Origin of the sequence: Ciceribacter azotifigens (assembly GCF_048159625.1) — a bacterium.
GTDB lineage: Bacteria > Pseudomonadota > Alphaproteobacteria > Rhizobiales > Rhizobiaceae > Allorhizobium > Allorhizobium azotifigens.
The window spans coordinates 492478-519256 of the sequence record NZ_JBLQTA010000001.1; the positions used below are offsets into that span (position 1 = coordinate 492478).

General features: G+C 63.3%; 27 protein-coding genes. 14 read left to right on the forward strand and 13 right to left on the reverse strand.

The features are described 5' to 3' along the window. Positions 1 to 141 precede the first annotated feature (141 nt). Entirely contained in the window at positions 142 to 2442 is a 2301-nt protein-coding gene (locus ACM6UT_RS02440; RefSeq protein ID WP_416795773.1) for an EAL domain-containing protein, read from the reverse strand. Between the two features lie 542 nt (positions 2443 to 2984). On the opposite strand from ACM6UT_RS02440, the gene ACM6UT_RS02445 reads away from it, so the two are divergent. Beyond that, entirely contained in the window at positions 2985 to 3530 is a 546-nt protein-coding gene (locus ACM6UT_RS02445; protein WP_416795774.1) for a TRAP transporter small permease subunit, read from the forward strand. Position 3531: 1 nt separating this feature from the next. Beyond that, positions 3532 to 5325: a TRAP transporter large permease gene (locus ACM6UT_RS02450; RefSeq protein ID WP_416795775.1), complete on the forward strand. Its 1794-nt coding sequence runs from the start codon at positions 3532 to 3534 to the stop codon at positions 5323 to 5325. A gap of 127 nt (positions 5326 to 5452) precedes the next feature. On the opposite strand, the gene ACM6UT_RS02455 is transcribed toward ACM6UT_RS02450, so the two are convergent. Continuing rightward, positions 5453 to 6559 carry a TRAP transporter substrate-binding protein gene (locus ACM6UT_RS02455; RefSeq protein WP_416795776.1) on the reverse strand — a complete coding sequence of 369 codons (1107 nt, stop codon included), beginning with the start codon at positions 6557 to 6559 and terminating at the stop codon, positions 5453 to 5455. Between the two features lie 301 nt (positions 6560 to 6860). Here ACM6UT_RS02455 and ACM6UT_RS02460 point away from each other — a divergent pair, with 301 nt between their 5' ends. Continuing rightward, positions 6861 to 7622 (forward strand): gamma-glutamyl-gamma-aminobutyrate hydrolase family protein, encoded by a 762-nt coding sequence (locus ACM6UT_RS02460; RefSeq protein ID WP_416795777.1) that lies wholly within the window; start codon positions 6861 to 6863, stop codon positions 7620 to 7622. A 14-nt stretch (positions 7623 to 7636) separates the two neighbouring features. Here the strand turns inward: ACM6UT_RS02460 and ACM6UT_RS02465 are convergent, their stop codons facing one another. From ACM6UT_RS02465 to ACM6UT_RS02475, 3 genes are all read right to left on the reverse strand, one after another. Further along, positions 7637 to 8608, reverse strand: coding sequence for a 2-hydroxyacid dehydrogenase (locus tag ACM6UT_RS02465; protein ID WP_416795778.1), 972 nt, complete (start codon positions 8606 to 8608; stop codon positions 7637 to 7639). Between the two features lie 10 nt (positions 8609 to 8618). After that, the gene (locus ACM6UT_RS02470) at positions 8619 to 9635 is read right to left on the reverse strand and encodes a LacI family DNA-binding transcriptional regulator (protein WP_416795779.1); all 1017 of its coding nucleotides are present in this window, start codon (positions 9633 to 9635) and stop codon (positions 8619 to 8621) included. Positions 9636 to 9770: 135 nt separating this feature from the next. Next, a complete protein-coding gene (locus ACM6UT_RS02475) occupies positions 9771 to 10283 on the reverse strand; it encodes a MarR family winged helix-turn-helix transcriptional regulator (RefSeq protein ID WP_416795780.1) in 513 nt (170 codons plus the stop codon). A 99-nt stretch (positions 10284 to 10382) separates the two neighbouring features. Here ACM6UT_RS02475 and ACM6UT_RS02480 point away from each other — a divergent pair, with 99 nt between their 5' ends. The 4 genes from ACM6UT_RS02480 to ACM6UT_RS02495 all read left to right on the forward strand — a co-directional run bounded on the left by ACM6UT_RS02480 (position 10383) and on the right by ACM6UT_RS02495 (position 14480). After that, positions 10383 to 11174 (forward strand): creatininase family protein, encoded by a 792-nt coding sequence (locus ACM6UT_RS02480; protein ID WP_416795781.1) that lies wholly within the window; start codon positions 10383 to 10385, stop codon positions 11172 to 11174. A gap of 114 nt (positions 11175 to 11288) precedes the next feature. Continuing rightward, positions 11289 to 12383, forward strand: coding sequence for a CobW family GTP-binding protein (locus ACM6UT_RS02485; protein ID WP_416795782.1), 1095 nt, complete (start codon positions 11289 to 11291; stop codon positions 12381 to 12383). A 58-nt stretch (positions 12384 to 12441) separates the two neighbouring features. Then, positions 12442 to 13428, forward strand: a complete 987-nt coding sequence (locus ACM6UT_RS02490; protein ID WP_416795783.1) for a WD40 repeat domain-containing protein — start codon at positions 12442 to 12444, stop codon at positions 13426 to 13428. 44 nt (positions 13429 to 13472) lie between these two features. Next, positions 13473 to 14480 carry a GSCFA domain-containing protein gene (locus ACM6UT_RS02495; RefSeq protein WP_416795784.1) on the forward strand — a complete coding sequence of 336 codons (1008 nt, stop codon included), beginning with the start codon at positions 13473 to 13475 and terminating at the stop codon, positions 14478 to 14480. Here the strand turns inward: ACM6UT_RS02495 and ACM6UT_RS02500 are convergent. The 4 genes from ACM6UT_RS02500 to odc2 all read right to left on the reverse strand — a co-directional run bounded on the left by ACM6UT_RS02500 (position 14473) and on the right by odc2 (position 18289). Beyond that, positions 14473 to 15297 (reverse strand): polysaccharide pyruvyl transferase family protein, encoded by an 825-nt coding sequence (locus tag ACM6UT_RS02500; RefSeq protein ID WP_416795785.1) that lies wholly within the window; start codon positions 15295 to 15297, stop codon positions 14473 to 14475. The genes ACM6UT_RS02495 and ACM6UT_RS02500 overlap by 8 nt on opposite strands. Positions 15298 to 15450: 153 nt before the next feature. Then, positions 15451 to 16143 carry an OmpW/AlkL family protein gene (locus tag ACM6UT_RS02505; RefSeq protein WP_416795786.1) on the reverse strand — a complete coding sequence of 231 codons (693 nt, stop codon included), beginning with the start codon at positions 16141 to 16143 and terminating at the stop codon, positions 15451 to 15453. Positions 16144 to 16470: 327 nt separating this feature from the next. Continuing rightward, positions 16471 to 17064: a GNAT family N-acetyltransferase gene (locus ACM6UT_RS02510; RefSeq protein ID WP_416795787.1), complete on the reverse strand. Its 594-nt coding sequence runs from the start codon at positions 17062 to 17064 to the stop codon at positions 16471 to 16473. A gap of 91 nt (positions 17065 to 17155) precedes the next feature. Next, positions 17156 to 18289: an ornithine/lysine decarboxylase gene (gene odc2 / locus ACM6UT_RS02515; RefSeq protein ID WP_416795788.1), complete on the reverse strand. Its 1134-nt coding sequence runs from the start codon at positions 18287 to 18289 to the stop codon at positions 17156 to 17158. Between the two features lie 558 nt (positions 18290 to 18847). On the opposite strand from odc2, the gene ACM6UT_RS02520 reads away from it, so the two are divergent. The 3 genes from ACM6UT_RS02520 to ACM6UT_RS02530 all read left to right on the forward strand — a co-directional run bounded on the left by ACM6UT_RS02520 (position 18848) and on the right by ACM6UT_RS02530 (position 21537). Beyond that, on the forward strand, positions 18848 to 19741 hold the full coding sequence (locus ACM6UT_RS02520; RefSeq protein ID WP_416795789.1) for a LysR family transcriptional regulator: 894 nt from the start codon (positions 18848 to 18850) through the stop codon (positions 19739 to 19741). Positions 19742 to 19849: 108 nt separating this feature from the next. After that, positions 19850 to 20494, forward strand: coding sequence for a DUF1007 family protein (locus tag ACM6UT_RS02525; protein ID WP_416795790.1), 645 nt, complete (start codon positions 19850 to 19852; stop codon positions 20492 to 20494). Beyond that, positions 20488 to 21537, forward strand: a complete 1050-nt coding sequence (locus tag ACM6UT_RS02530) for a nickel/cobalt transporter (protein ID WP_416795791.1) — start codon at positions 20488 to 20490, stop codon at positions 21535 to 21537. Before ACM6UT_RS02525 ends, ACM6UT_RS02530 begins: the two co-directional genes overlap by 7 nt. Here ACM6UT_RS02530 and ACM6UT_RS02535 read toward each other — a convergent pair. The 4 genes from ACM6UT_RS02535 to ACM6UT_RS02550 form a co-directional block, all read right to left on the reverse strand. Further along, the gene (locus ACM6UT_RS02535; protein ID WP_416795792.1) at positions 21528 to 21749 is read right to left on the reverse strand and encodes a hypothetical protein; all 222 of its coding nucleotides are present in this window, start codon (positions 21747 to 21749) and stop codon (positions 21528 to 21530) included. The two genes, ACM6UT_RS02530 and ACM6UT_RS02535, sit on opposite strands and share 10 nt — an antisense overlap. Beyond that, entirely contained in the window at positions 21749 to 22441 is a 693-nt protein-coding gene (locus tag ACM6UT_RS02540) for a GNAT family N-acetyltransferase (RefSeq protein WP_416795793.1), read from the reverse strand. Before ACM6UT_RS02540 ends, ACM6UT_RS02535 begins: the two co-directional genes overlap by 1 nt. Positions 22442 to 22522: 81 nt before the next feature. Continuing rightward, on the reverse strand, positions 22523 to 23221 hold the full coding sequence (locus tag ACM6UT_RS02545; protein WP_416795794.1) for a tellurite resistance TerB family protein: 699 nt from the start codon (positions 23219 to 23221) through the stop codon (positions 22523 to 22525). Positions 23222 to 23305: 84 nt separating this feature from the next. Then, positions 23306 to 23944: a 2-dehydro-3-deoxy-phosphogluconate aldolase gene (locus tag ACM6UT_RS02550; RefSeq protein ID WP_416795795.1), complete on the reverse strand. Its 639-nt coding sequence runs from the start codon at positions 23942 to 23944 to the stop codon at positions 23306 to 23308. A gap of 157 nt (positions 23945 to 24101) precedes the next feature. On the opposite strand from ACM6UT_RS02550, the gene ACM6UT_RS02555 reads away from it, so the two are divergent. The 4 genes from ACM6UT_RS02555 to ACM6UT_RS02570 all read left to right on the forward strand — a co-directional run bounded on the left by ACM6UT_RS02555 (position 24102) and on the right by ACM6UT_RS02570 (position 26709). Then, a complete protein-coding gene (locus ACM6UT_RS02555) occupies positions 24102 to 24590 on the forward strand; it encodes a CYTH domain-containing protein (RefSeq protein WP_416795796.1) in 489 nt (162 codons plus the stop codon). After that, positions 24574 to 25482, forward strand: a complete 909-nt coding sequence (locus ACM6UT_RS02560; RefSeq protein ID WP_416795797.1) for a CHAD domain-containing protein — start codon at positions 24574 to 24576, stop codon at positions 25480 to 25482. The genes ACM6UT_RS02555 and ACM6UT_RS02560 overlap by 17 nt, the downstream gene beginning before the upstream one ends. Positions 25483 to 25568: 86 nt before the next feature. Continuing rightward, complete coding sequence (locus tag ACM6UT_RS02565) at positions 25569 to 26264, forward strand: helix-turn-helix transcriptional regulator (RefSeq protein WP_416795798.1); 696 nt, start codon at positions 25569 to 25571, stop codon at positions 26262 to 26264. A 70-nt stretch (positions 26265 to 26334) separates the two neighbouring features. Further along, positions 26335 to 26709, forward strand: a complete 375-nt coding sequence (locus ACM6UT_RS02570) for a VOC family protein (RefSeq protein ID WP_416795799.1) — start codon at positions 26335 to 26337, stop codon at positions 26707 to 26709. Positions 26710 to 26779: the final 70 nt, after the last annotated feature.

A 26779-nucleotide genomic window follows, 5' to 3' on the forward strand; every position in this document is an offset into this window, starting at 1 on the left:
CACAGTCTCATCGGCGGAATGGCGTGCATTTTAACGAGATTTATGGTTAATAGAGGGCCGAAGAGCGTATCATGCGACGCAATCTGACTCGAAAACCCCTAAAATTATACTGGATTGCACTTAAGTACTTACTTGTCGGCGTCAGGCGGAACCGGCGGTCCGTGCCATCTTGGCACTCGTCTCCGCTCTCTCCGCCAGCAGGCCGATGGTCTCGGAGGCGACGGGCACCGAATAGACATAGCCCTGGATCAGGTCGGCGCATTCATACTTCCGCAACAGCGCGAGCTGATCCTCCGTCTCGACTCCTTCGATGACGATTTGGAGGTCGAGCTGGCGCGACATCGTCACGATGCCGCGAAGCAGCCGGAAGCGGCGGGCGTCCTCGGAGATGTCGCGGACGAAGGAGCGGTCGATCTTCACGATGTCGACCGGCAGCGTGTCGAGATAGCTGAGGCTCGAGAAGCCGGTGCCGAAGTCGTCGATCGCGATGGTGATTCCCTGCGCGCGCAACTGCTCCAGAATGAGGCGCACATTGGCGACTTCCTCGACGAGACTTCCCTCGGTGACCTCGAGATGAAGTCTCGCGGGCGCAAGACCGGTCTCCTTCACCGCATCCATGACCACCTGGATGATCGCGTCGTTGCGCAGGTCGTGCTCGGAGAGATTGACCGAGACGCTGACATGCTCCGGCCATGTCGTGCAATCGCGACATGCCCGCGTGATCATGAAGCGGGTGATCTCGGAGACGATGCCCATCTCCTCGGCGATATGGATGAACACGTCGGGCGGGATCGCTCCGCGTTCCGGATGGGTCCAGCGTGACAGCGCCTCGCAACAGTCGAGGCTCGAACCGTCGAGCCTGTACATGGGCTGGTAGACGACATCGAGCGAGCCGGCAGCCACCGCCGCGGCGAGGTCCGTCTTCAACCGCTGCCTCTCGACGTAGCGGGCGTCCATCTCCTGCGCGAAGACGGTGAACACGCCCCTGCCACGGGATTTCGACTCGTAGAGCGCCAGATCGGCCTTGATCTGCCACTCCTCCATGCGCAGGTCGGCGCTGTCCACGATCACCGCGCCGGCGCTGAACGAAACCGGAGTCATCGTTCCCTCGACCTCGTAGTCGGCACTTGCCGCCGCGTGGAGGTCCCGCATCCTCGATTCCAGGTCGGCGTCTCGCGCCACATTCGGGAAGAACAGGGCAAAATGATCCCCGACGAGATGGCCGACCAGCGCCTCGCGACCGGCGAGCGCCCGGAGCCGGCCTGCGATCGCCACCAGCAGCCGGTCTCCGGCAAGGTGCCCGCGCATGTCGTTGACGTGCTTGAGATCCGCGACATCGAGAACCAGGAAGCCCACCTCGCCCGACTCCCGGCGTCTGGCGAGTTCGTCCTTCACCAGTTCGGAAAAGTAGCTGCGATGGGGCAGGCCCGTCAGGGCGTCGAAACGGACCATATGCAGGATCTTCCGGTCGGCACGCACCCTAGCGGTGACGTCCTCGAAGATCAGCACCACGCCGCCTTCCGGCCGGCGGGTCGCGGAAAACTCGAGGATCATGTCCTCGGAAAACTGCATGACGGCGCGGGAGATCGTCCCGTCCGTCAACTGGGAGAGCTGCTTCTGGATCAACGCCGGCATCGAGCCGTCGATGAAGGCGTGGCGCGTGCCGTAGCGCAGAACGACGTCGAGGTCGCAGTTCTTGAGTTGGTTGCGGTCTCCGAGGTGAAGGAGTTCACAAGCCTTGCGGTTGATGACCTCGATCCGGTTGTCGGGATCGAGCATCAGGAGCCCGTGCGTCATGTTGTTGAGCGCCGTGTCGAAACTGCCGGCGATCTTCTTCATCTCCTGGGAGGCGACCACGTTCTCGTAGAGGAACTCCCGCACGCCGGTCGCCATGGACTGGGTCGTGAGCATGAACGGGATCAGCATGATCGACAGCAGCAGCTTGTAGGGGTCGCCGGAGAACATCGCGCCGACGATGATCGGCAGGCAGGCGGCCATGGTCTGCAGGCTGACGGCCAGCCGCGATCCGTAGTTGCGCCCCACCACAGAAACCATGGAAGCCATAGTGACGGCGACGCAGGCCAGCTCCACGAAGGTATCGTTGAAAAAAAGGATGGCGTATCCGCAGCCGATACCGAGGATCGCCGCCGTCGACGCCGCTCCGATGACGTAGCGAAGCTCCCAGCGGGCGATCTCCTGGCGGCTCCATAACGTCTTGTCGGCCTTGCTGAAGCGGACGAAAAGCCGGATCCGATGCGCGAAAACGACGAGGAAGGCGATCGACAGGCCGATATAGAAGAAGTCCCGCGTCTTATGGTAGACGGCCAGATAGGTGAGGATGTGGGCGCCCATCCCGACGAAGAGCGTCTGGCGGTTGCCGAACAGGGACGCGACGAAGGACAGGTAGACGTCCGTCGGCACAGCTGCACTTCGAGCCTTCATCCAGGGAGCCTCCTCCGCGACGGGCACGGTATAAAGAAGAAATTAAGATTTGATTGCGCAAGTATGAACGAATCTCCGCAGTCCCATGCCCGCCGGCCCTCGCCCCGGTAACGGTTCAGCCGGACGCGACGTCCGGTGCGCCCCGGCAAAAAGGTCGCCAATCCACGGCGGCCCCTCAAATTTCGCCAAAAACGCTTTAGCCTTTAGTCTAGTTTCAAAACGGAACCGCGAACTGCGGCCGCAATACATCAATAATCGCTAATTAATTACCGAATTTCATGATCTACATCGCCGACTGTGCCATATCGGCCCGAAACTGTATAGATCGCCAGCGTTCCCAGCCGTTTGACGCCTATCAATGTCCGGACCGGGCGAAGGCGTCGACCCAGCTGCGGTTGCAGGCGAGTCGCGTACCCGGCGCCATGTTGCCGGCTCCGCCGGCGGGCACCAGCCCTCCTTCGCAAAAGCCAGTCGATGGTGCGGTTGCGCCATCTCCACCCTTGTTCTATGGGAAATTACAGGTTTCAGGGAGAAGAACCGACATGTCATTACTATTGGCGATCAGCCGCTTGATCGATGCGATCAACGGCGCAATCGGACGCTGGGTGTCGTGGCTGTTGCTTGCCGCCGTCCTCATCAGCGCGGGTAACGCAATCGTCCGCAAGATGTTCGACATCTCGTCGAACGCCTGGCTCGAATTGCAGTGGTATCTATACGGCACGGTGTTCATGCTCGCGGCGGCTTACGCGCTGCTCAAGAACGAGCACATCCGCATCGACATCGTTTCCAGCGGCTGGAGTCGCCGGACCCGCAACTGGATCGACCTGATCCTGCATATCGTCTTCCTCGTTCCCTTCTCCTTCCTGATGACCTGGCTCGCCTGGCCGTGGTTCTGGAATTCCTACCGGATCGGAGAAATCTCATCGAGTGCAGGCGGTCTGATCGTCTGGCCGGCGAAAGCCGCCATCCTCGTCGGCTTCCTCCTTCTGAGTGCCCAGGCGGTGTCGGAGATCATCAAGCGCGCGGCGATCGTGTTCGGCTATCTCAAGGAAGAGTCCGAAGACAGCCAGGAAGTGACGGGACACTGACATGATCGATTTCATCGCCCACAATCTCGCCCCGATCATGTTCACCACGGTGATGCTGATGCTGCTGCTCGGCTATCCCGTGGCCTTCACCCTCGCTGCCGGCGGCCTGATCTACTTCGCCCTCGGCGTCGAACTTTCTGCCATCTCCCCCGAAATCAGGCTGTTCTGGCCTCTCCTGCAGTCTCACCCGGACCGCATCTACGGCGTGATGTACAACGACACGCTGCTCGCCATTCCGTTCTTCACCTTCATGGGTCTGATCCTCGAACGATCACGGATGGCGGAGGACCTGCTCGACACCATCGGACAGCTGTTCGGACCGATCCGCGGCGGTCTCGCCTACGCGGTCATCCTGGTCGGCGCGCTGCTCGGCGCCACGACCGGCGTCGTCGCCGCCTCGGTCATGGCAATGGGCCTGATCTCCCTTCCGATCATGCTGCGATACAACTACAACCGCCCGCTGGTCGCCGGCACGATCGCGGCTTCGGGCACGCTCGCGCAGATCGTCCCCCCGTCACTGGTCCTGATCGTCATGGCCGACCAGCTCGGCCGCTCCGTCGGCGACATGTATGTCGGCGCCCTCTATCCGGCGATCCTGATCGTCGCAGTCTACTGCGCCTACATCTTCGTGGTCTCGCTCGTCCGGCCGCAATGGGCTCCCGCTCTGCCGCTCGAAGCCCGCACCCTCGGCGGCGGTGTCACCTCGCTGCTCGCCATGATGGCTGCGGCGGCTGCACTTTACTTCGTCGGGCACAAATACCTGTTCACCGGTATCGCCAGTCCCGAATGGCGGGTCGTTTCCGCCCTCGCCTTCGGCGTGGTTGCCGTCTATCTCGTCGCCCTCGCCAACCGGCAGTTCAGTCTCAACATCATCTCCCGGCTCGCACAGCAGGTCATCATCGTGTTGATCCCGCCGCTGGCGCTGATCTTCCTTGTGCTCGGCACGATCTTTCTCGGGATCGCGACGCCAACGGAAGGCGGCGCCATGGGCGCCACCGGCGCGCTGATCATGGCCGCCCTCAAGGGACGCCTCTCGCTTGCGACGCTCAAGCACTCCCTCGATGCGACGACGAAGCTCTCGGCCTTCGTCATGATGATCCTCATCGGCGCCCGCGTCTTCGGCCTTACCTTCTACGGCATCAACGGCAATGTCTGGATCGAGGATCTGCTGACGGCGCTCCCGGGCGGCGAGTACGGCTTCCTGATCGTGGTCACGATCATCGTCTTCATTCTTGGCTGCTTCATCGACTTCTTCGAGATCGCCTTCATCATGGTACCGCTCCTGGCGCCGGTCGCGGAGAAGCTCGGCATCGACCTCGTCTGGTTCGGCGTGATCCTCGGCATCAACCTGCAGACGTCGTTCCTCACGCCACCCTTCGGCTTCTCTCTCTTCTACCTGCGCTCCATCGCTCCCGCCGGACGCTGGAAGGATGAGGTGACGGGCAAGATGATGGACGGCATGAAGACGCTGGATATCTACAAGGGTGTGCTGCCGTATATCGTGATCCAGTTCGTGATGATCATGGTGGTCATCGCCTTCCCGAGCCTCGTCATGCGCTACAAGGCGGGTGTGGAGGCGATCAACCCGGACGACGTCAAGATCGAGGTTCCAGGCTTCGGCCAGGGCGGGGGCATGTCGCTGCCTCCCCTCGGCCAGGACGGCGGAACCGACACTCCGAACCTGGGCCTGCCGCCGCTCAATCTCGGCGGCGAGCAGCCGGCACCCGCGCCGGCTCCCGCACCCGGCGCCGGCAGCCCCAACATGGACCTGAGTCAGCCGCCGGTCATCAAGTAAACGAACGAGCAACGGCGCCCAAGCGGCGCCGTTTCTCTTTCTGCGCCTTCCCTTTGCACATGTCGCGAAAAAGAAGAGCCCCGGGATCGCTCCCGGGGCTCGGACCTGTGACCGTGCGGACCGAAGCTTAGAGCTTGCCGGCGCGCTGCTGGATCATCATGAACGTGTCGAAGGTGTATTCGCCGAGCTGAGCCCAGAGATAGGCATCCTTCTTGAACGCCAGTTGGTCTTCATAGACCTTCTTGAAGTGCGGGCTCTGAGCGCTGAGCTCGGCATAGATCTCGATGGCGGCCTGGTAGCAGGCTTCCATGATCTCCTGACTGAACGGACGAAGCACCGTGCCTTCGGATACAAGCTGTTTCAACGCATGCGGGTTCTTGACGTCGTACTTCGCCATCATGTTGGTGTTGGCGAATGCGCAGGCATCCTGGAGCACCGCCTGGTAGTTCTTCGGCAGGCTGTTGAACTTCTCCAGGTTGAAGAAGCCATGGACGACCGGGCCGGCTTCCCAGAAGCCCGGGTAGTAGTAGTACTTGGCGACCTTGTGGAAGCCGAGCTTGGCATCGTCGTAGGGACCGACGAATTCGGCCGCGTCGATCGTGCCCTTTTCGAGCGCCGGATAGATGTCGCCGCCGGCGAGCTGCTGCGGTACGACGCCGACCTTTTCCAGCACCTTACCGGCGAGGCCGGCGATGCGCATCTTCAGGCCCTTGAGGTCATCGACGGTATTGATTTCCTTGCGGAACCAGCCGCCCATCTGGACGCCCGTGTTGCCCGCCGGAAGACCGTAGAGGCCCTGGGTCGCATAGAACTCGTTCATCAGCGTGTTGCCGTTGCCCTGGTAGAACCAGGCGTTGGACATGCGCGCGTTGAGACCGAAGGGAATGGCGGTACCGAAGGCGAAGGTCGGTTCCTTGCCCCAGAAGTAATAGGACGTGGTATGCGCGGCTTCGACGGTGCCGGCGGCAACGGCGTCAACGGCCTGCAGACCGGGAACGATTTCGCCCGCGGCGAAGACCTGGATCTGGAAATTGCCATCGGTTGCCGCAGCAACGCGTTCGGCGATATCAGTTGCACCACCGTAAATGGTGTCGAGCGACTTGGGGAAAGAAGATGTCAGGCGCCATGTGATCTTTGGATTTTCCTGAGCGATGGCCGGTGCGGCCAGGACGGTAGAAGCGGCAACACCCGCACCCGTGGCCCCGGCCTTTTTGATGAATGAACGACGATCCATAAAAGTAAAACCTCCCTTTAGATCTGCCCCGACAGGAAAGCTCCCCTACCTGTCCAGCAGCAGTCCCCGCGAGATAACCATTTTGGGTGAACCCTTTCAAGCGCTTGGGCAATATTCTTTCGGCCTATAACGATTGCCTGTTCGAACAATTTCACGCGACCTCGGAAATGCTGGCATTTCCTGCGTCCACCCGCCTTTTTTGCCGGGTTCCTGCCTCGCGGCGACGGTGGAAAGACTATTGACTTCCCTCGCCCGAGCACGGCAGAACTCGCACATCCCGCCGCATCTTACGGAGACCATGATGCCGAAGCCGATTATCGCCATTCCCGCCGACATCCGGGAGTTCGACGGCACCGTGTGGCATGCGGCGCAGAACCAGTATGTCCGCGCGGCACTGAAGGTCGCCGACGTGATGTCGTTCATCATTCCGGCCTTCGAGGAGGGTAACGACACGGACGCATTGCTCGACCGTGTGGACGGCCTGCTCGTCTCCGGCTCCGCGACGAACGTGCATCCCTCGCTCTATGGCGCCGAGGCAAAGGAGAGTGACGGCCCCTTCGACCCGGCACGCGATGCGACGACACTGCCCCTCATTCGCCGGGCACTCGAGCGCGGCATTCCGCTTCTGGCGATCTGTCGCGGCATCCAGGAGCTCAACGTGGCGCTCGGCGGCACGCTCGCGACCGAGATCCACGAGCAGCCCGGCATATGGGACCACCGAAAGCCGGCCGACGTCGAACGCGACGTCGCCTTCTCGATCCGCCAGGACGTGATCGTCGCCGAGGGCTCCTGCATCGCCCGCTATCTCGGCGCCGGCAAGGTCAAGGTCAACTCGCTGCATCGCCAGGCAATCTCGAAGACTGCGCCCGGGCTGCAGGTGGAAGCCGTGGCGGAAGACGGAACGATCGAGGCCGTTTCCGTGATCGGCGCCCGAGGATTTGCCGTCGGCGTGCAATGGCATCCGGAATACTGGGCCGAAACCGACCGGCCCTCCCGCGCCCTCTTCGAGGCCTTCGGAGAGGCCGTGCGCACCTATGCGAGTGCGCGGGCGCTCACCGCGTGAGGCGGTAGAGGCCGCTACTTCACGGGCTTCTGCGGCGTCTCCGGCACCGGCGTCAGAACCCGGCCGGTCTCGAACCAGGCAATCAGGTTATCGACCACCAGATCCGCCATGGCGTTGCGCGTCGGCACCGAGGCAGACGCGACATGCGGCAACAGCGAGACATTCGGGAAGGTGAGCAGTTCCTCCGGCACGCGCGGTTCGTCCTGAAAGACGTCGAGCCCGGCGCCGGCGATGGCACCGTCACGAAGGGCTTCGATCAACGCCTCCTCATCGACCGTCCACCCGCGGCCGACATTGATCAGGACGCCGTTCGGGCCGAGAGCCGAGAGCACTTCCGCATTAATCGCCTTGAAGGTTTCCGGCGTCTTCGGAACGATCGAGATCAGCGTGTCGACAGCCCCGGCAAGCGCCGTCAAAGACGGAAAATAACCGTATCCGAGGTCGGCTCGCGGGCGGCGGGTGTGATAGCTGATCCTGACCTTGAAGGGTTCGAGCCTGCGCGCGATTTCGAGCCCGATGCGACCGAGGCCGTGAATGCCGACATGCCGCCCCTTGAGCGAGAGCGGCGAAAGCGGAAACGGCCCTTCACGTTCCCATCGACCCTCGCGCAGCCAGGTTTCCGCCTGCGGCAACTGGCGGACGGTGTTGATGAGCAGTGCGACGGCAGTGTCGGCAACCTCGTCATTCAACACGTCCGGCGTGTTGGTGACGATAATCCCGCGCTCCACTGCCGCCGCGACATCGACGGCGTCATAGCCGACGCCGAAGCTCGATATCACCCGGAGATTGGGAAGCCGCGCAATCCAGCGCCCTGGCAACGCACCGGAAACGGCGACGCCGCGGACGCGTGCCGCTTCGGTCTCGCCGAGTTCCAGTTCCGGCCCGTGCGGCACGCGCAGGACCTCGAAACGCTCTGCGAGCCTGTCGGTGACCCTCGGATTGATACGGCCGGGCACGAGGATGGTCGGGCGCGGCTGTATCGCCATGGTCTGCTCCTTATCGCTTGATGGGGCCGGTCGACTGGCGGATGCGCATTTCCGGCTTGATGAGATGGATGCCGTCCGGCTCGTGACTGCCCGCCAGTTTATCGAGAAGCGCGCGGGCCGCAAGCCTTCCGACCTCCGCCTGTCCGTTCCAGACCGTCGTCAATGCCGGCGTCGCGATCGACGCCTCCTCGAGGTCGTCGTAACCGGTGACCGAAATATCCTTGCCGGGGACGAGGCCGGCACGGGCGATGCCGTTCATCAGGCCGATCGCCACGAGATCGTTCCAGCACACGGCCGCCGTCGGCTTCTGCGGCAGGGACAGGAAGTGCACAGCCGCCTCGAAACCGCCTTGCTTGGTGCGGGGACCGGGAATGCGCAGCGCCGGATCGACCTCGATGCCGGCCTTGCGGAGCGCGTTCACGTAACCCTGGTAGCGGTCGCGCCCGGTCGACGTCTGGTCCGTGCCGCCAATCATCGCGATTGTCCGGTGGCCGAGTCCGATCAGGTGGTTGGTGGCGAGCGAGATGCCGTAACTGTCGTCGCCGCGATAGGTCGGCAGGTCGAGGCCTTCCATCGAACGGGCGATCAGGATGGCCGGCATGCCGTTCTCCTCCGCCAGCATGACATCTTCCTCCGGCGTGCCGATGGCCGGCGACATGATCACCCCGTCGCCCCCGAGCTGCAGCAGCGTCTCGATGAAGGTCCGCTGCTTTTCGACGGAATCGTAGTGATTGGAGAGAATGAAGGTATGGCGGCTTCGGTCGAGCTCGCTTTCGATGGCTTTGAGGATTTCGCCGTAGAACGGGTTCATGATGTCGTGCACGACGACACCGATGATGCCGGAACGGGATGTCCTGAGGCTGGCGGCACGGCGGTTGTAGATATAGCCCAGATGACGGGCCTGTTCCTTGATCTTTTCGCGCGTATCTGCCGCAACCAGCGGGCTGTCGCGCAGGGCCAGCGATACGGTAGCGGTCGACAGACCGAGAGACTCGGCTATCGTGGAGAGCTTCACTTTTTGAGCCACGTGTCCTCCCGGGGCAATCGCGTTCGCTCGCGGTGGAAAGCCTTCTCCCGCGATTAAACGTTTTAATTAAACAATTTAATTGCGGATTTCAATTGCTGTTTTCAGCTAGGAAAAAGGCCTCGCCGTCGCACACCTTCAACGCATGCCGATGGCCGCCTGCAGGTTCTCCTCCACCGCGAGAAGCAGCCGCAAAAGTGTCTTGGCCTCCTTGCCGGAGAGGCCTTGGAGCGCCTGCCGCTCGCATTCGAAGGCCGCGACGGCAATGCGTTCGAGGCTGGCGCGGCCACCGTCGGTGAGAAAGACCTTGGTGAGACGGTGGTCGAGCGTGTCCGCCCGCCGTTCGACGAAGCCCTGGGCTTCCATGCGGCCGATGGTGCGGGTCATGGTCGGCGCCTTGACACCGAGCCGCTGAGCAAGTGCTCCCGGCGTCAGCCCGTCCTCCTCGGCAAGCGCCTGGACGACCCCGTCCTGGCCGGCATAGAGACCGCAATCGGCAAGATTGCGGGATAAAAGTGTCCTGAGCGACCGTGCCGTCTGTGTGACGATGGGCGCGAAGGCGACGTTTGCGGCCTCGCGTACCGCCTCCTTCTTCCGGCCGGCCTTGTCTTTCTTGCCGCCCTTCTTGTCCGACTTGTCTTTCTTCGCCATCTCTATGCTCCGATAGTCCTCGCCGCGTGCGGGCATGATAAGCCGGCTAATCTTTACAACGCATTGAAACGCCGTCCGAAGATCGGATAAGGTCCCGGAATGTCCAGACCTCACCGCAATTTTGCCGACAACGATCCGAACTTTTCTCCGGAAGAACGCCGCGACTGGATCGCCGTCCTGCCGCTGGGCGCGCACGAGCAGCACGGGCCGCACCTCCCCTTCGAGACGGATCGCTTGATCGTCGAGGGGATCGTCGAGAGGCTGATCGCCGCCCTCCCCGCCGACCTGCCCGTCACCTTTTTACCGACGGAGCCGGTCGGCTATTCCATCGAGCACATGGATGTTCCTGGGACACGAAGCCTCGGCTACGGCGAAGCCGTCGAGCGCTGGCTTTCGATCGCGGGTGATCTGGCGCGAGAGGGTATCCGCAGGTTCGTGATGCTGAACGCCCATGGCGGCAACTCACCGCTGATGACGATCGTCGCCACCGAGGCGCGCGTGCGCTTCGACATGCTGGCAGTGGCGACGAGTTGGACCCGGTTCGGCGTACCCGAGGGCGTCGTCACGCCTGAGGAGAAGGCTATGGGCATCCATGGCGGCGACATCGAAACGTCCGTCATGCTGGCCCTTCATCCCGGCAAGGTCGACATGACCCGTGCCGCCGACTTTCCCTCGCGGCAGGCCGACTATGCCCGGCGTTTCACCCATCTGCGCGCCTACGGCCCCCATGCCTTCGGCTGGAAGATGGCGGACCTCAACCCGCAAGGGGTGACCGGCAATGCGGCGGCCGCAACGGCAGAAAAGGGTGAACGACTGATCGCCCACGCCATCCGCGGCCTCGTCGAACTGCTGCAGGATGTCCACACCTTCGACGTCGACGCGCTACGCTAGAGACGCGAGGGCAGGCTCCGCCAACAAAGCCTTTGAACTGTCGCACGCCGCGGCCTATATGAACTCAACCGCACCGGGGGCGCCTGTCCGCCCAGTTCACCCATCGAGGTTCCTATGTCCGAAGTTGCAGCGAAACCCATTCCCGTCACCGTGCTCACCGGCTATCTCGGCGCCGGCAAGACGACCTTGCTGAACCGCATCCTCTCGGAAAATCACGGCAAGAAATACGCCGTCATCGTCAACGAGTTCGGTGAGATCGGCATCGACAACGACCTCATCGTCGAGTCCGACGAGGAAATTTACGAAATGAACAACGGCTGCGTCTGCTGCACGGTGCGCGGCGACCTGATCCGTGTCGTCGAGGGGCTGATGCGCCGTCCCGGCCGCTTCGACGGCATCATCGTCGAGACGACCGGCCTTGCCGATCCGGTGCCGGTCGCCCAGACCTTCTTCATGGACGACGATGTCCGTTCGAAGACGGAACTCGACGCCGTCGTGACGCTCGTCGACGCCAAGCACCTGCCGCTCCGGCTGAAGGACAGCCGCGAGGCCGAGGACCAGATCGCCTTTGCCGACGTCGTCGTCGTCAACAAGGCCGATCTCGTGAGCCACGACGAGCTTCATCGCATCGAGGACATCGTCCATGCGATCAACCCGTCCGCCCGCGTCTACACGACCACCCGCTCGGGCGTCGATCTCGCCAAGGTGCTGAACCAGGGCGCCTTCAATCTCGAGCGCGCGCTGGAGAACGATCCGAGCTTCCTCGACCATGACGATCCGGACCATGTCTGCGGCCCGGAATGCAATCACGACCATGGCCATCACCATCATCACGACCATGATCACGACCATCACCACCATGGGCACGATCACCACCACCACGACCACGGCCCGTCCGCCATCCACGACGTGACCGTCACCTCGATCTCGCTGCGCGGCGGCGAGATGAATCCGGATCGCTTCTTCCCGTGGATCCAGAAGGTGACCCAGACCGACGGTCCGAACATTCTCCGCCTCAAGGGCATCATCGCCTTCAACGGCGACGAGGAGCGCTATGTCGTCCAGGGCGTGCACATGATCATCGAGGGCGATCACCAGCGCCCATGGAAGGACGGCGAGAAGCGCGAGACGCGTCTCGTCTTCATCGGCCGCAATCTCGACCGCGAAAAGCTGGAAAAGAGCTTCCACGCCTGCGAGGCCGCGGCATGAGCCTGAAGACGTTAAAGCGCTTTTTGGACATGGTCGTGGAAACGGGAAAGCAAGCCTGATGCCGACGGTCGCCCCTCTCGATATCGAAGGCCACGTCGTCGCTGCTGCCTTTCTCGGAGACATCCCCTTCTTCGCCGCCGCCTCCGGCGCCATCCACCGGCTGGACGGCGGCGACAAGGTGACGGAGGCCCACAAGGGGCTTCTCACCTGCGTCAAGGACCACGCCAGCCAGACGCTGGTCACCGGCGGCGAGGACGGCAAGGTCCTGAGGATTGCCCATGACGGCAGCGTCAGCGAACTCGCCGAAGCGCCGCGCAAATGGATTTCCGTCGTCGCTGCGGGGCCGCAGGGTGCGGTCGCCTATGCGCACGGCAAATCCGCCTTCGTGCTGCTCGCCGACGGTACGGTGAAGGAGTTCACCGAACAGCGCACGGTGGAAGGCATCGACTTCGCACCGAAAGGGCTCCGGATCGCGCTTGCCCGCTACAACGGCGTCTCCCTTCACTGGGTCGGCACCGCCGGCACGCCGGTCGATCTCGAATGGAAGGGCGCCCACACCGACGTCACCTTCTCGCCGGACGGCCGCTTCGTCGTCACCACCATGCAGGAAAGCGCGCTGCACGGATGGAAGCTCGACGGCAAGCCCAACGAGAGCCGCCATATGCGCATGACCGGCTATCCGGCCAAGGTCAAGTCGCTCTCCTGGTCGCCCAAGGGCAAGTGGCTCGCCTCCTCCGGCGCACCGGCGGCAATCGTCTGGCCCTTCGCCGGCAAGGACGGCCCGATGGGCAAAGCGCCGCTCGAACTCGGCACGCGCGCCAACATCCTGGTGACCAATGTCGCCTTCCACCCCGCAGACGAGGTCCTCGCCATCGGTTTCATCGACGGCATGATTCTCGCGGTCCGGATCGCTGACGGCAAGGAGGCACTGCTGCGCCGTCCCGGCAAGGGCGCCATCACCTCGATGGCCTGGAGCGCCAACGGCAAGCTGCTCGCCTTCGGCTCGGAAGCCGGCGACTGCGGCGTGGTGGATATCTCGGGTTAGGGCCGCCGCTTGAATTGAGACCGCCGCTGGGCTATCGCTGGCCCATGGCGACACAATCACCCAAACCCCGGAAGAAGACCCTGCGGTACAAGATCCTCCGCGCCCTGCGTCTCATCGAAGAGGCCGAGCGCGAGGACCTGATCTACTATCGCACCGGCGGCGAAAAGCGCCGTGCGCACGCCACCTGGTATCGCGGCGAGACCACGAACTTCTTCCCCGACAAGAAGGCGATCGCCAAGCCAGGCGCCGTCGATGAGTACGTCGGCAAGGGATGGTTTCCCGATGCCCCATTCATCTCCAAAGACCACTATATCACCGCCTTCGGCAGCTGCTTTGCGGCAGAAGTCACCCGCTTTCTCTATCGCGAGGGCTACCAGGTCTTCGGCCGCGACATGAAGCTCAATTCCTACGTCGTCAGAAGCGGCGAAGGTATCGTCAACTCCGCAGCGATCCGCCAGCAGTTCGAGTGGGCCTTCGAGGGGAAGGCGCCGAAGATCGAGCTCTGGCACGACAAGGACGGAATTCCGGGCGACTATTCGGACGACGTGCGCAAGGCAACGCAGGAGATTTTCGAAAAGTCGGACATCTTCATTCTTACGCTCGGGCTTTCCGAAGTCTGGTACGACAAGCCGACCGGCGAGATCTTCTGGCGCGCCATTCCCAAGCGTGACTTCGACCCGAACCGCCACGGTTTCCGGGTGCTCGGCGCGGCGGAAAATCTCGACAATCTGCGGCGCACCTATGAACTCATCCGGGCACATCGGCCGAACGCGACCGTGATCGTGACGCTCTCTCCGGTGCCGCTTGCCGCGACCTTCCGGCCAGTATCCTGCATTACCGCGAATTCGGTCTCGAAGGCGTCGCTGCGCGTCGCGATCGACGAACTCATGCGCGAGGTCGGCCCCCCGTCGCAGAGCGGGCTCTATTACTTCCCGTCCTACGAGATGGTGACGTCTTTCCTGCCCGACCCGATGAAGGACGATTTCCGGCACCCGACCGATGCGACGGTCGAGTTCATCATGCAGACCTTCAAGAGGCGTTTCCTCAGCTAGCGGCAAGCGCCGCCGCGATCCGGCCTTTGATATCCGCCTTGATGCGGTTCTTGGTGGCGGCGATATCGATCGGCGCCGGCCATTCGTCCATCTTCGCCACGAACGGGCGCCGGAACCAGTGCTGCCGGCCATTGCGGGTGAGGCCAATCTCCTCGACGATTTCGGTCCTGTAGCTCTTCGGCCCGATGAAGACGGTCGGGATCCCCATGGCGACACACGGCATGGCACAGTGAATGCGGGACGTCACGACGAGTGCAGCCTTCCGGCCGTAGGTCTGCACGACCTCGCGGGCATATTGCATGCGCGTCTCCTCCGAGACGTCGATGAAGCGGTGGCTGGCGTGCTTTACCGTCAGGCCCTTGCGGAACATCTTGGGCGACAGATAGCGATCCTCCACCTCGACCATGTAGATGGAATCGGGAGCGCGGTCAGCGGGCGCGTCGAAGGTCAGCGTCGAACAGAGCGATAGGTAGGCATTGACGCCGAGAGAACGGATGAAATCGACGGTGCCTTGATCGCGGCAGCCGATCGGCTCGTGCTTCTTCAGGTAGTCGACGTGGCGCGCGATGGTCGGCTTGGCATGTTTCTGGACGTGAAAGCCGAAGAAGATCGGCTTGATCGACGGGCTCGGCGGCCAGTTCTCCATCTTCGACAGAAACCAGCCGTTGGTGACCAGCAACGTCTCGGGGCCGTCATAGTTCTTCAGGTGGTCCCGGTTGAGAAAGACGTCGACCGGCGGCAGATGCTGCATCACGGCCACACTCTGGATATCGTCGCCGATATTGTTTCCTTCCCACTTCAACGCCGCGATTTTCATGCCGTCGCGTCCCCTTCATGAGCCACCACCTAGGATAGTACGCGGCAGGAGGGCTTTTGTGTGGCGTCGCGCCTGTAGCGGCAGGTGCATCGCAAATACGAACGGCAGCAGGGGGCCGACGCCCCTGGCTGCCGCGCGAAGTCTGAGAACGGATCAGAAGCGGTAAGTCACGCCACCGCCGATGAGCCACGGATCGAGCTTGGCGTTGCCGGTCAGGTCTGCACCGCCGACCGTCACGTCGAAGTCCGGACGCAAGAAGATCTTCTTGACGTCGAAGTTGACGCCCCAGTGTTCGTTGATCATGTAATCGAAACCGGCCTGCAGCGCGAAGCCGAAGCTATCCTTGACATGCAGGTCGGTCGCGCTGTCGGCATCCTGGTTGTAAAAGATCGTGTAGTTCACGCCGGCGCCGACATAGGGCTTGAAGGCGCCGAAATCCGTGAAGTGATACTGCAGGGTGAGCGTCGGGGGCAGAATCCAGGTGCTGCCGATGCGGTCGAGGCCGGCGAGCGAACCTTCGCCGTAAATGCCGGCCCAGGTCGTGCCGAGGATCAGTTCGGCAGCCAGGTTGTCGGTGAAGTAATAGGTAATGTCGAGTTCGGGGATGACCGAGTCGCTGTAGGAGAGATCCGAGCCGGCGACGCCGTCGACCGAGCCTTCGTCATTGGTAATGACGCCAAGCCCGCGCACGCGGATCTGCCACGGGCTGACAGCGCCGATGTCCTCGGCTGTCGGGGTAGGTTCAACCGCGGGGGTCAAATCCGCCGCGCCGGCCGCCTGGGCGAACAACAGGATTGCAGTGGTTGCGGCAAGAGCGCTGATCCGCCTTGTGCAAGTGGTGGTCATGGGGTCTCTCCTTGGTCAGTCGTTTGGCCTGAAGCCATGGCGCCGACTATCCCCCACGCTCACCGTCACCGGTTGCGCCAGATCAATATTTAACATGTTAATCAAATGCCGAAAATCGATCGATCAGGATTGTGACATTTTTACAATGCTAAATTTGACGAAAGGCATATTACCCTGAAAAATCTGCGACTTAACGACGCGTCACACGAACCCCGCCGAACTGCAATTCGGGCTCCCACTCCGCTGCTCCCGAGCCGGAAATCTGCACGCAGGCCGCGAATCGGCCCGCAAAGAAGCGCGAATGGAGCGCCCGGCGGCAGCGTCCGATCAGTCCCTCTGGCGCCGCCCCGTTCGCGAAAGCTTGCGACCGCTGCCGACGACCATGCCGACAGCCTCGTCGAGCCAGCCGGATTTCAGCTCCAGCGCCAGGAAACGCTCGCGCGCAAACGGCCCCGGCATGACCAGATGCTGGGTCTTCTCGGCGAAAAAGCCAAAACGCCGGTAGTATGGCGCGTCGCCGACCAGGAGGATCGCACCGTGGTCCCGCGCCTTTGCCGCCGCGATCGCAGCCCGCATCAGCCCCGAGCCGACGCCCTTGCCCTCGTGGGCGCCGTCGACGGCGAGCGGCCCGAGCAGAAGCGCGTCCACTGGGCGACCGTTGTTGTCGACGCCGGCCTCGACGTTCCACAGCCGCACGGTGCCGATCACGTGACCGGCCGCATCGCGGGCGACGAACGCTAGCCCTTCGGCCGGCACGCGGCCGCGACGAATCTTCTCCGACGATTTCTTGCGCCGGTCGGCACCCATCGCGCGGTCGAGCAGCATCTCGCGCGCCACGACGTCAGCGGGCGTTTCGTTTTCGACGACGAAGGTCAGTGGAGGCGCGAAGAAGGCGCGCACCGTGTCAAGAACAGTGGCCATTTAGACCTCCCATCCCGAGAGTGTTTCCGATGATCTTTGTGATTGCCGCGCCGGAAATGCCGGCGCGGTCGTCCTCGAGTGAGGTTTGGCCTTAGATCACGTAAGACTTCAGCGGTTCGAAGCCGTTGAAGGCAACCGCCGAATAAGTCGTGGTGTAGGCGCCAGTGCCTTCGATCAGGACCTCGTCGCCGATCGTCAGCGAGACCGGCAGCGGATACATGTTCTTCTCGTAGAGCACGTCCGCCGAATCGCAGGTGGGGCCGGCGAGCACGCAGGGCTCGATCTCGTCCATGTCGCGCTCCGTGCGGATCGGGTAGCGGATCGCCTCGTCCATGGTTTCGGCAAGGCCGCCGAACTTGCCGATGTCGAGAAAGACCCAGCGATGCGCATCGTTGTCCGACTTCTTCGAGACGAGCACGACCTCGGCCTTGATCACACCGGCATTGCCGACCATGCCGCGGCCCGGCTCGATGATCGTTTTCGGGATGTGATTGCCGAAGTGCTTCTTCAGCGCACCGGCGATCGCCAGCCCATAGGCCTCCGCCGACGGAATGTCACGCAGGTACTTGGTCGGGAAACCGCCGCCCATGTTGACCATCTGCAGGTGGATGCCCTGCTTGGTGAGCGAGGCGAACACACGCTTGGCGTCGGCGAGGGCCGCGTCCCACGCATCGACCTTGGTCATCTGCGAGCCGACGTGGAAGGAAACGCCGTAGGACTCCAGACCAAGCTGGTGGGCGTAGACGAGCACGTCGACGGCCATCTGCGGGACGCAGCCGAACTTGCGGGAAAGCGGCCATTCAGCGCCATCGCCGTCCGTCAGGACGCGGCAGAACACGCGGGCGCCGGGAGCTGCACGGGCGATCTTTTCGACTTCCTCGTGGCTGTCGACCGCAAAGAGGCTGATGCCGAGCGCGTGGGCGCGCGCGACGTCACGTTCCTTCTTGATGGTGTTGCCGTAGGAGATGCGGTCCGCGGTCGCGCCGGCGTCGAGCGCCATCTGGATCTCGGCGACGGAGGCGCAGTCGAAGCTCGAGCCGAGCGCGGCGAGCAGCGACAAAATTTCCGGAGCCGGGTTGGCCTTGACGGCATAGTAGATCGCGCTGTCCGGCAGGGCATGACGGAAGGCGGAATAGTTGTCGCGCACGACGTCGAGATCGACCACGAGGCAAGGACCTTCCGGTCGTCGGGACTTGATGAAATCGAGGATGCGGGCAGTGGTCATCGGTCTATCCCTTCCATATTCCAAAGAGCCCGGAACCACGAAAGTTCCGGAATGACAAAGGGCGACGAGAGATCGCTCGAAACCAGCCGGTGGAGACTCTGGTACCGTACGAACGCTCAGCGCGTAAACGATGGATAGACGCACCCGATTACCGAGCGCATGAATCCGCTTTGTCTGCCATGGATTGGTTGGGGAACCCGACCGCACTTCCGGCAATGATGGTGTGCCTCTTCAGTGACCCCGGCTGATGGAAAGCCGGAAGAGAACCAGAAAGGCCCGCACCGTCGTTGCTTCAAGGTGTCCTCGCATTTCCCGGTTGGCCGGAATAGCGACTGGAGGGGTTAGTTCCAGGTACCTTACCGATGACCTCACCTTAGGGATTTCTCCCAGTTCGAGGGTCGGCGGACACCCACAGGCACGTGCGACTTTGGGCAAGCGAGCAAATAAGAATATTCGCAGTCATAATCAAGCGTTTTTTGTCGCGTTCCCCGAAAATGGGATTGAACGATCTTTCGCTTGTGTTCACAATTCGGTGCAATTCGCGAAGGAGCCGGCATTATGGATACTCTGACCCGCATGCGCGCCTTCATCGACGTCGTCGAGGCCGAGGGTTTTTCGGCCGCCGCCCGCAAGACCGGTCGCTCGAAAGCCCTGCTTTCCAAGTATGTCCGCGAACTGGAGGACGAGCTCGGCGCGCTACTTCTCAACCGCACCACGCGCCAATTCTCCCTGACGGAGGCGGGTCACACATACTACCGGACGGCCTCCGATATCCTGAAGGAGATCGACAATCTTGCGGACCTGGTGCGCGAAAATAACGCCGATATCCGCGGCAAGCTGAAGGTCTCGCTGCCGCGCACCTTCATCGATGCCGATGTCGGCCAGTCGCTGATCGACTTCGTCAAGGAGCATCCCGATCTCTCGCTCGAGATCGTCGCCGAGGACCGGTTCGTCGATCTCATCGAGGAAGGATTCGATCTTGCGATCCGCATTACCAAACTCGATGATTCGGGCCTGATCGCCCGCAAGCTCTCCGATTTCCGCGTCTATGCCTGCGCCACGCCCGCCTTCGTCGAAAAGCACGGGCCGCTCACCCATCCGCAAGACCTGTCGCGGGTGCCCTTCCTGATCGACACGAATTCGCGGACCCACAACACGCTTCGCTTCCACGAGCCGAAGGACGGAAGCTTTTCCGTGAACGTCAGCGGCCCGATCGAGGTCAACAGCCCGCAGGCGACGCTTCGGGCTGCACGTGCCGGGCTCGGCGTCGCAATGATCCCCGATTTCATCGCGAGGCCCTACCTGCAATCGGGAGAACTCGTTTCGCTCTTCGACGACTACCTGCCGTCCGATCGCGGCATCTATGCCGTCTATCCGCACCGCCGCTACCTGCCGGCGAAGGTTCGCGCCTTCGTCGACTATCTCCACGGCTGGTTCCGCAAGAACGCCTAAGGCGTGCCCGGCCGGCACAGGAGAAGCAGTCCAACTTCCGTCCCAATTCTGGTAAAGGGAACGGTGAAGGATCGCCGAATCCCGTGACGCGAGCAACAACAGGGCATCATGAAGAAGACTTTCACGCCGGCAGCCGCAGCGATCGCCCTCGCCCTGCAGCCGCTACCCGCGCTCGCCCATCCGCATATCTTCGCGGAGGCGCGGCTGGAGGTGGTCGCGGACGCCGGAAATATCACGGAAGTCCGCAATGTCTGGCGCTTTGACGACGTGTTCTCCTCCAGCGTGCTGCTCGATTTCGACAAGAACACCAACCTGAAGCTCGATCCCGACGAGCTGAAGGAAATCGCCGACACGATCCGCACCTCGACCGGCGACTACGACTACTTCACCTTCATCACCGACAACGGTAACCCGGTGAAACTTGCGACGCCCGAGGTCTTCAACGTCGACTTCAAGGACAACCAGCTCCTCGTCTTCTTCATCGTGAAGCCGCAGACCGCCGTGCCGCTCAAGGGCAAGCTTTCCTTCGGCATCTACGACCCGACCTTCTATACGTCGATCGACTTCGCGAAGGATGAAGACCTCGCGACCGAGGGCGACGGCTTCGAGGCCTGCAAGCGGCAAGTCATTCGTCCGGATCCGGACGCAGTGACGGCGCAGAACCAGAACATGATGACGGAAGCCTTCTTCAACAATCCCGGCGGCTCGGACATGGGCAAGCTGTTTGCGACCCGCCTCGAGGTGTCGTGCTGAACGCCCGCCTCGGCAAGTACGCCGCCCTCGTCGCAGTTGCCGCTGCAATCGTGGCGCCGTCCGCTTTCGCGGGGTCGCCGCTCGGCATCGGCACCGCCGAGCCGTCGTTCCCGATGACCGGCATGTTCGGCGGATTTCTCGCCTGGGTGAACGAGCACCAGCAAGCCTTCTATCGCGCCCTGACCGAATCGCTGAAGGCGATGCGGGAAGACCCGAGCCGCCTTGCAACGCTCGTCGGACTTTCGTTCGCCTACGGCGTGTTCCATGCTGCCGGCCCGGGGCACGGCAAAGCCGTGATCTCTTCCTACATGATCGCCAACGAGACCGAGCTGAAGCGCGGCGTCGGCATCTCCTTCGTCTCTTCGGCGCTGCAGGCGCTGGTCGCGATCGCCGTCGTCGGGGTCGCCTATCTCGTCCTCAGGGGCACGGGAATCACGCTGACGAACGCGACCGACGCGATGGAGCTTGCAAGCTACGGGCTCATCATCGCCTTCGGTCTCTGGCTTCTCGTGCGCAAGCTGCGGTCGATTTTCACCGTCCAGCCGGCGAGCGCACCGCTGTTCGCCGGAACGCCTTCGGCTCCGGCATCCCGCACGACGACCGGTCTTCGTTTCGAAGCCGTCGCCGCCGAACACAGCCATTCGGGGCTTGCGCCGGGTGCCGTCTGCCCGGATTGCGGGATGAGCCATATCGCCGATCCGCGGCTCCTTTCTGCAAAGGAGTTCCGGCTGCGCGAGGCCTGGTCGGCGATCGTCGCCGTCGGCCTGCGGCCATGTTCCGGCGCTCTTTTGGTGATGACCTTCTCGATCCTGAACGGGCTCTATATCGGCGGGGTGCTCTCGGTCTTCGCCATGGCCCTCGGGACCGCGATCACCGTCTCCCTCCTCGCGACGCTTGCCGTCTCGGCCAAGACCTTTGCCGTCCGCCTCTCCGGCCCCGGATCGCCGGCAGCACGAAAGGTGACGAGCGCCATCGAGATCGGCGGCGCTCTTCTCGTCATCGTGATGGGGGTGGTGCTGCTTGCGGCGGCGCTTCAGTCCTGATCGCCGCGGTGGCGCTGATAGCGCGCGCGCAGCCAGAAAATCAGGAAGAAGGACAGAATCACCAGCGTGCCGAGAGCGGCGGCGAGCACCGGCGAGTAGCCGCCGACCCACAGCACGACCTTCGGCATGATCAGGAGCGCAAGGGCGATCCCGAGCAGGATGACGAAGGCGGCGATCGCCGAAGAGCGGGTTTCCTTGTCGCCCCCGGCCATCACGCCACCGCCCGTGCGAGTTCGGCGCGAATGTCTTCGAGCTTGCGCTTCTGCCGGCCTTCGGCATCGAAGTTGTCGGGGTGCAGCCAGGCTTCGAACGCCGCCTTCACCAGCGGCCAGTCGCCATCGATGATCGAGAACCAGGCGGTGTCGCGGTTCTTGCCCTTCGACAGCATGTGCTGGCGGAACACGCCCTCAAAGGTGAAGCCGTAGCGGCGCGCGGTCGTCTTGCTCGCCTCGTTCTCGTTGTGGCACTTCCACTCGTAGCGGCGATAGCCGAGATCCTCGAAGACGTGCTTCGCCATGAGGTAATGGGCCTCGGTCGCAAGCGGCGTGCGGCTCATCGCCGGACCGTGGGCGACGCCTCCCACCTCGACGACGCCGTTGGCCGGGTCGGCGCGCATATAGTTTGCCATGCCGACGATCTTGCCGGAGGCATTGTCCCGGAAGACGTGCGTGAGCCAGCCGCCCTTGGTGCGGACGCCGTCGAGCCAGCTCTCGAAATCGGCGATGCCGCCGAAGTCCGGCTGGGTGAAATAGGTGAGCAGCGGATTGATGCCCATCCCGCCGAGGCCGTCCCAGAGAGCCTGGAGGTGCTTGTCCTTGTCATAGGGCTCGACCGTCACAAAACGGCCCTCGAGCCTTACCGGCGCCGGCGCCGGACAGCCTTTGAATGTCGATAGATCGCGCATGCCTGCCTCACGGAATGTTCCGGCAAAGCAGTAGGCCAGCCGCCTGCCAAAGGCAACTGGCCATTGGGCAGCATCATGACCTCAGACGGTGGCGCCTGCGACCGTCGCCTCGATATGGTCGACCAGACCGTCGGCGAGGCCAAGCCGTCCGGCGAGCATGTCGAGATAGCCGCGTTCGGCCCGGCTGTCCGGATCGATCGCAAGCCGCGACGCCGTGAAGAGCTCCACTTTCTGGGCGTCGGTCTTTGCCGCCGCCACCAGCGCCTCGACATCCGTCGGCCGGGTGAGCTCCTCGGCGATGAAGGCCTCGGCCTCCGCGTTGAGGGCAGAGGAGTGGATCTTGTCCAGGATGCGGGCACGCTCGGCGTCATCGATATGGCCATCGGACTTGGCGGCCGCGATCATCGCCCGGACCAGCATCAGCGCAAACTCGTTCCCAGCGGCCGCCGCGTCGGGGCTGAACGGCGAATCGGACGGCGGGGGAAGAAGAACGGGCTCGGAGGTGGCAGGTGCCGTCTGCGGCGCCTTGCCGGCCTGGTAATTCTTGTAGGCCTGGTAGCCGAGGCCGGCGATCGCGGCGATGCCGCCGATGGTCGCGACATTGCCGGCGAGCTTGCGGCCGGTCTTGGTGCCGAGAACGGCGGCGAGGATCGCGCCGGTCGCGAGCGGATTGTCCTTGGCGAGCTGGGCGATACCGCCCGCTTTCTCCTTCACCGTCCCGGTGGTTCCGGGAACCTGTGAACCGAGGAACTGGTCCAGAAGCTTCTTCGCGTCGAACATCGCCATCTCCGTGTTGTGCACTCGTTCAACGCTACATAGGTAGCCGATCGCGACAATACAAAGACGGCGATGCCGACTGCCCGGTCAGCCCTTCAGGGCCGCCGCCTCGGAAGCGAGCCTGGTGATGCCTTCCCAGTCGCCGGCCGCGACCATTTCCTTCGGCGCCACCCACGAGCCGCCGACGCAGACGACGTTCGGTAGCGAGAGATAGTCGCGCGCGTTCTTGAGCGAAATTCCGCCGGTCGGGCAGAAGAGCGTGCCGGCGAGCGGCGACGACAGAGCCTTGAGGTAGGCGGCGCCACCGGCCTGCTCGGCGGGGAAGAACTTCAGCACCTGATAGCCTTCCTCGCGCAGCTGCATGACTTCGCTCGCGGTCGCCGCGCCGGGAAGCAGCGGGACCTCCGAGGCACGGGCGGCGTGGACGAGTTCGCGCGTCGTTCCGGGGCTGACGATGAACTGCGAGCCGGCCTTGACGGCCGCGTCGAAATGCACGGGATTGAGGATCGTCCCGGCGCCGACGACGGCACCTTCGACTTCGGCCGCGACGCGGCGCACGGCTTCCAGGGCGGCATCGGTTCGCATGGTGATCTCGATCGCCTTCAGTCCGCCGGCCACGAGCGCACGGGCGAGCGGCACGGCCGTCCCGGCATCCTCGACGATCAGCACCGGCACGACCGGCTGCAATTTCAGGGTCGAAAGAAGCTTTTCGGTTTTGGCGCCCATGGTCCGGCTCCCTTTCTTAAAACGATTGAAATTGACAGACGGATATAGCGACATGCCCGCATTGTCGAGACAAATGCGCACGCTCGCTCCGCCTCCGTTTGACGGATTTCAGACTTCCTGTACGGTAACCCCGCAGGGCGGCAAGCGGAATGGGTCCATGGCCAAGGAGATAGAGCGGAAGTTCCTCGTGGCAAACGACGATTGGCGGGCGCTCGCGACGTCTGCGACGCCGATGCGCCAGGCCTATGTCGTCCTGATGCACGACCGCTCCGTGCGCGTGCGGACGAAGAACGGCACCTCGGCCCAGCTGACGGTCAAGATCGGCCAGAATTCGCTGGTCCGCGACGAGTTCGAATACCCGATCGCGCTCGATGACGCCGAAGAAATGATCGCGCTCGCCGTCGGCAACGTCATCGAGAAGGTGCGCTACACCGTCGAGCATCACGGCTTCGTCTGGGAGATCGACGTCTACGAAGGTGCCTATCATGGGCTGGTGATCGCCGAGGTCGAACTGCGGGATGAAAGCGACACCCCGTCCCTGCCCCACTGGATCGGCCGGGAAGTGACGGGCGACCGGCGCTATTCCAATCAGGCACTGGCGACCGAGAAGCTGCAGCAGGACGCACTTTATGGCCTACCGAATTAGGCCGGACCGTCCCTTCACCGGGGAGCTGCGCAAAGCAGCGGCCGGGGAACTCGAGCGGGCAATCGCCCTCATCACGGAGCAGCCCGAGGGCCTGCACGAAGCCATCCATCAGGCCCGCCGGAAGCTGAAGCGCGTGCGCGCGCTCTACCGTCTGGTGGCAGAGGACGCGAAGGATTTCCAGAAGCACGAGAACGCGCGCCTGCGGGAAACCGCCCATGCCCTCTCGCTGGTGCGCGATGCGACCGCGCTGATCGAGACCGCGGCCTATCTCGAAGACCACGCGCTCAACGCCGAGGAGCGGGAGGCGCTCGCCCATGCCCGGACGGCCCTCACGGTGCGGAGGGACACCATGGCTGCCGACGAGGCTGACTTGCCGCAGAAGGCCAGCGCCGCCGTCGAGGCATGCCGGGAGGCGATCCATGCGCTCGACGAGCTTTCCTTCGACGACCGGCGGCAGGCGACGGCGAAGCGCATCGCCAGGGGATGGCGGAGCAATCTTGCACGCGCGAGGGAAGCCGTCGAGGCCTGCCGAACGGATGCCCACGAAGAAGTCTTCCACGAACTGCGCAAATGCGCCCAGGACTATTCCATGCACCTCGCGCTTCTCCGCGACCTCTGGCCTTCGGCCATGGTGGCGAAGCTCGCCGGGGCCAAGGCGCTGGTCACGGTCCTCGGTCACGAGCACGATCTGGCGCTTCTGGTCGCCCTCCTCGACCGCGAGCCTGACGTCCTGAACGGCGGTGCCGAACTCGCGCATCTGCTGGGTGCCGTGATCCGCCAGCAACAAGCGCTGCGGCGCGAGGCGCTGGAGATCGCCGAACACCTCTTCGCCGATCCGCCGAAGGCCGAAGCCCGCATCATCGAGACACTCTGGCTCGAGGCCGGCCGCTGAGCCGAGCCTCTCCTCCGGCTCATGGACTGGCCAAGTGCGCGGAGTTGTCCTAATCCTGCTGACAAAATCTGCCAGCATGGACACCGATGAGCCGTTCCGAACGCCTCCTGCAACTGCTTCAGGTTCTGCGCCAGCATCGCCGGCCGGTGAGCGGGCGCGTGCTTGCGGAAACGCTCGGCATATCGCTGCGCACGCTCTACCGCGACATCGCCTCGCTGCAGGCGCAGGGCGCCGACATCGACGGGGAAGCCGGCATCGGCTACATGCTGCGCCCCGGCTACATGCTGCCGCCCCTGATGTTCTCGCCGGAGGAGATCGAAGCGCTCGTGCTCGGCTTTCGCTGGGTGGCGAGCCGCGGCGACGGCGGACTTAACGACGCGGCGCACAATGCCCTTGCCAAGATAGAAGCCGTGCTGCCGGCCGATCTCCGGCAGCATCTCTCGACCTCCGGCCTGATGGTCGGCCCCGGCGGCAAGACGAACGACGGTATCGTCGACGTCGCTCAGATACGGCAGGCGATCCGCGCCGAGCACAAGCTGCGGATCGGCTATCGCGACGCCGACGGCAGTTCGACCGAGCGGGATATCTGGCCGATCGCACTCGGCTATTTCGACAGCCAGCGGATCATCGTCGCCTGGTGCGAGATGCGGGACGGCTTCCGCCACTTCCGCACGGACCGGCTGACTGCGCTGGAAAACGTCGCCGTGCGTTATCCGAGACGGAGGCTTCAGCTCGTCCGCGAGTGGCGGCAACTGCAGGGAATAAACCCGCCATCGTTCTGATGCTGACAAAAATTGGCAGCAACATCCCGTAGTATCCGGTCATTCCGAAACAAGAACCGGAGAAACAAAAATGACTGCACGAGCCTATGCCCTCCTCTATGTCGCCGACCCGATGAAAAGTGCCGAGTTCTACGGCCGCCTGCTCGGCAGGGCGCCCTTCGAGGCACACCCGACCTTCGTCAGCTTCGAAATCAACGACGGGCTGCTGCTTGGCCTCTGGTCGACATCGAGCGCCGACATCTCGGCGCCGACACCCGTCGGCGGCAGCGAGGTCGGCCTTGTCGTGGCGACACGCGCGGATGTCGACCGCCGCTTCCAGGAATGGAAGAGCGCCGGCGCGACGATCCTCAAGGAACCGGCGGACATGGTGTTCGGACGCACCTTCCTCGCCGCCGATCCGGACGGTCATCGCCTCAGGGTGTTCAATGAAAGTGACGCAGGCTGATGGCGTAATCGCCATTCGCCGAAACGAAAAACCCCCTCCGCGAGGAGGGGGTTCTGTCGTTTGTCGAACG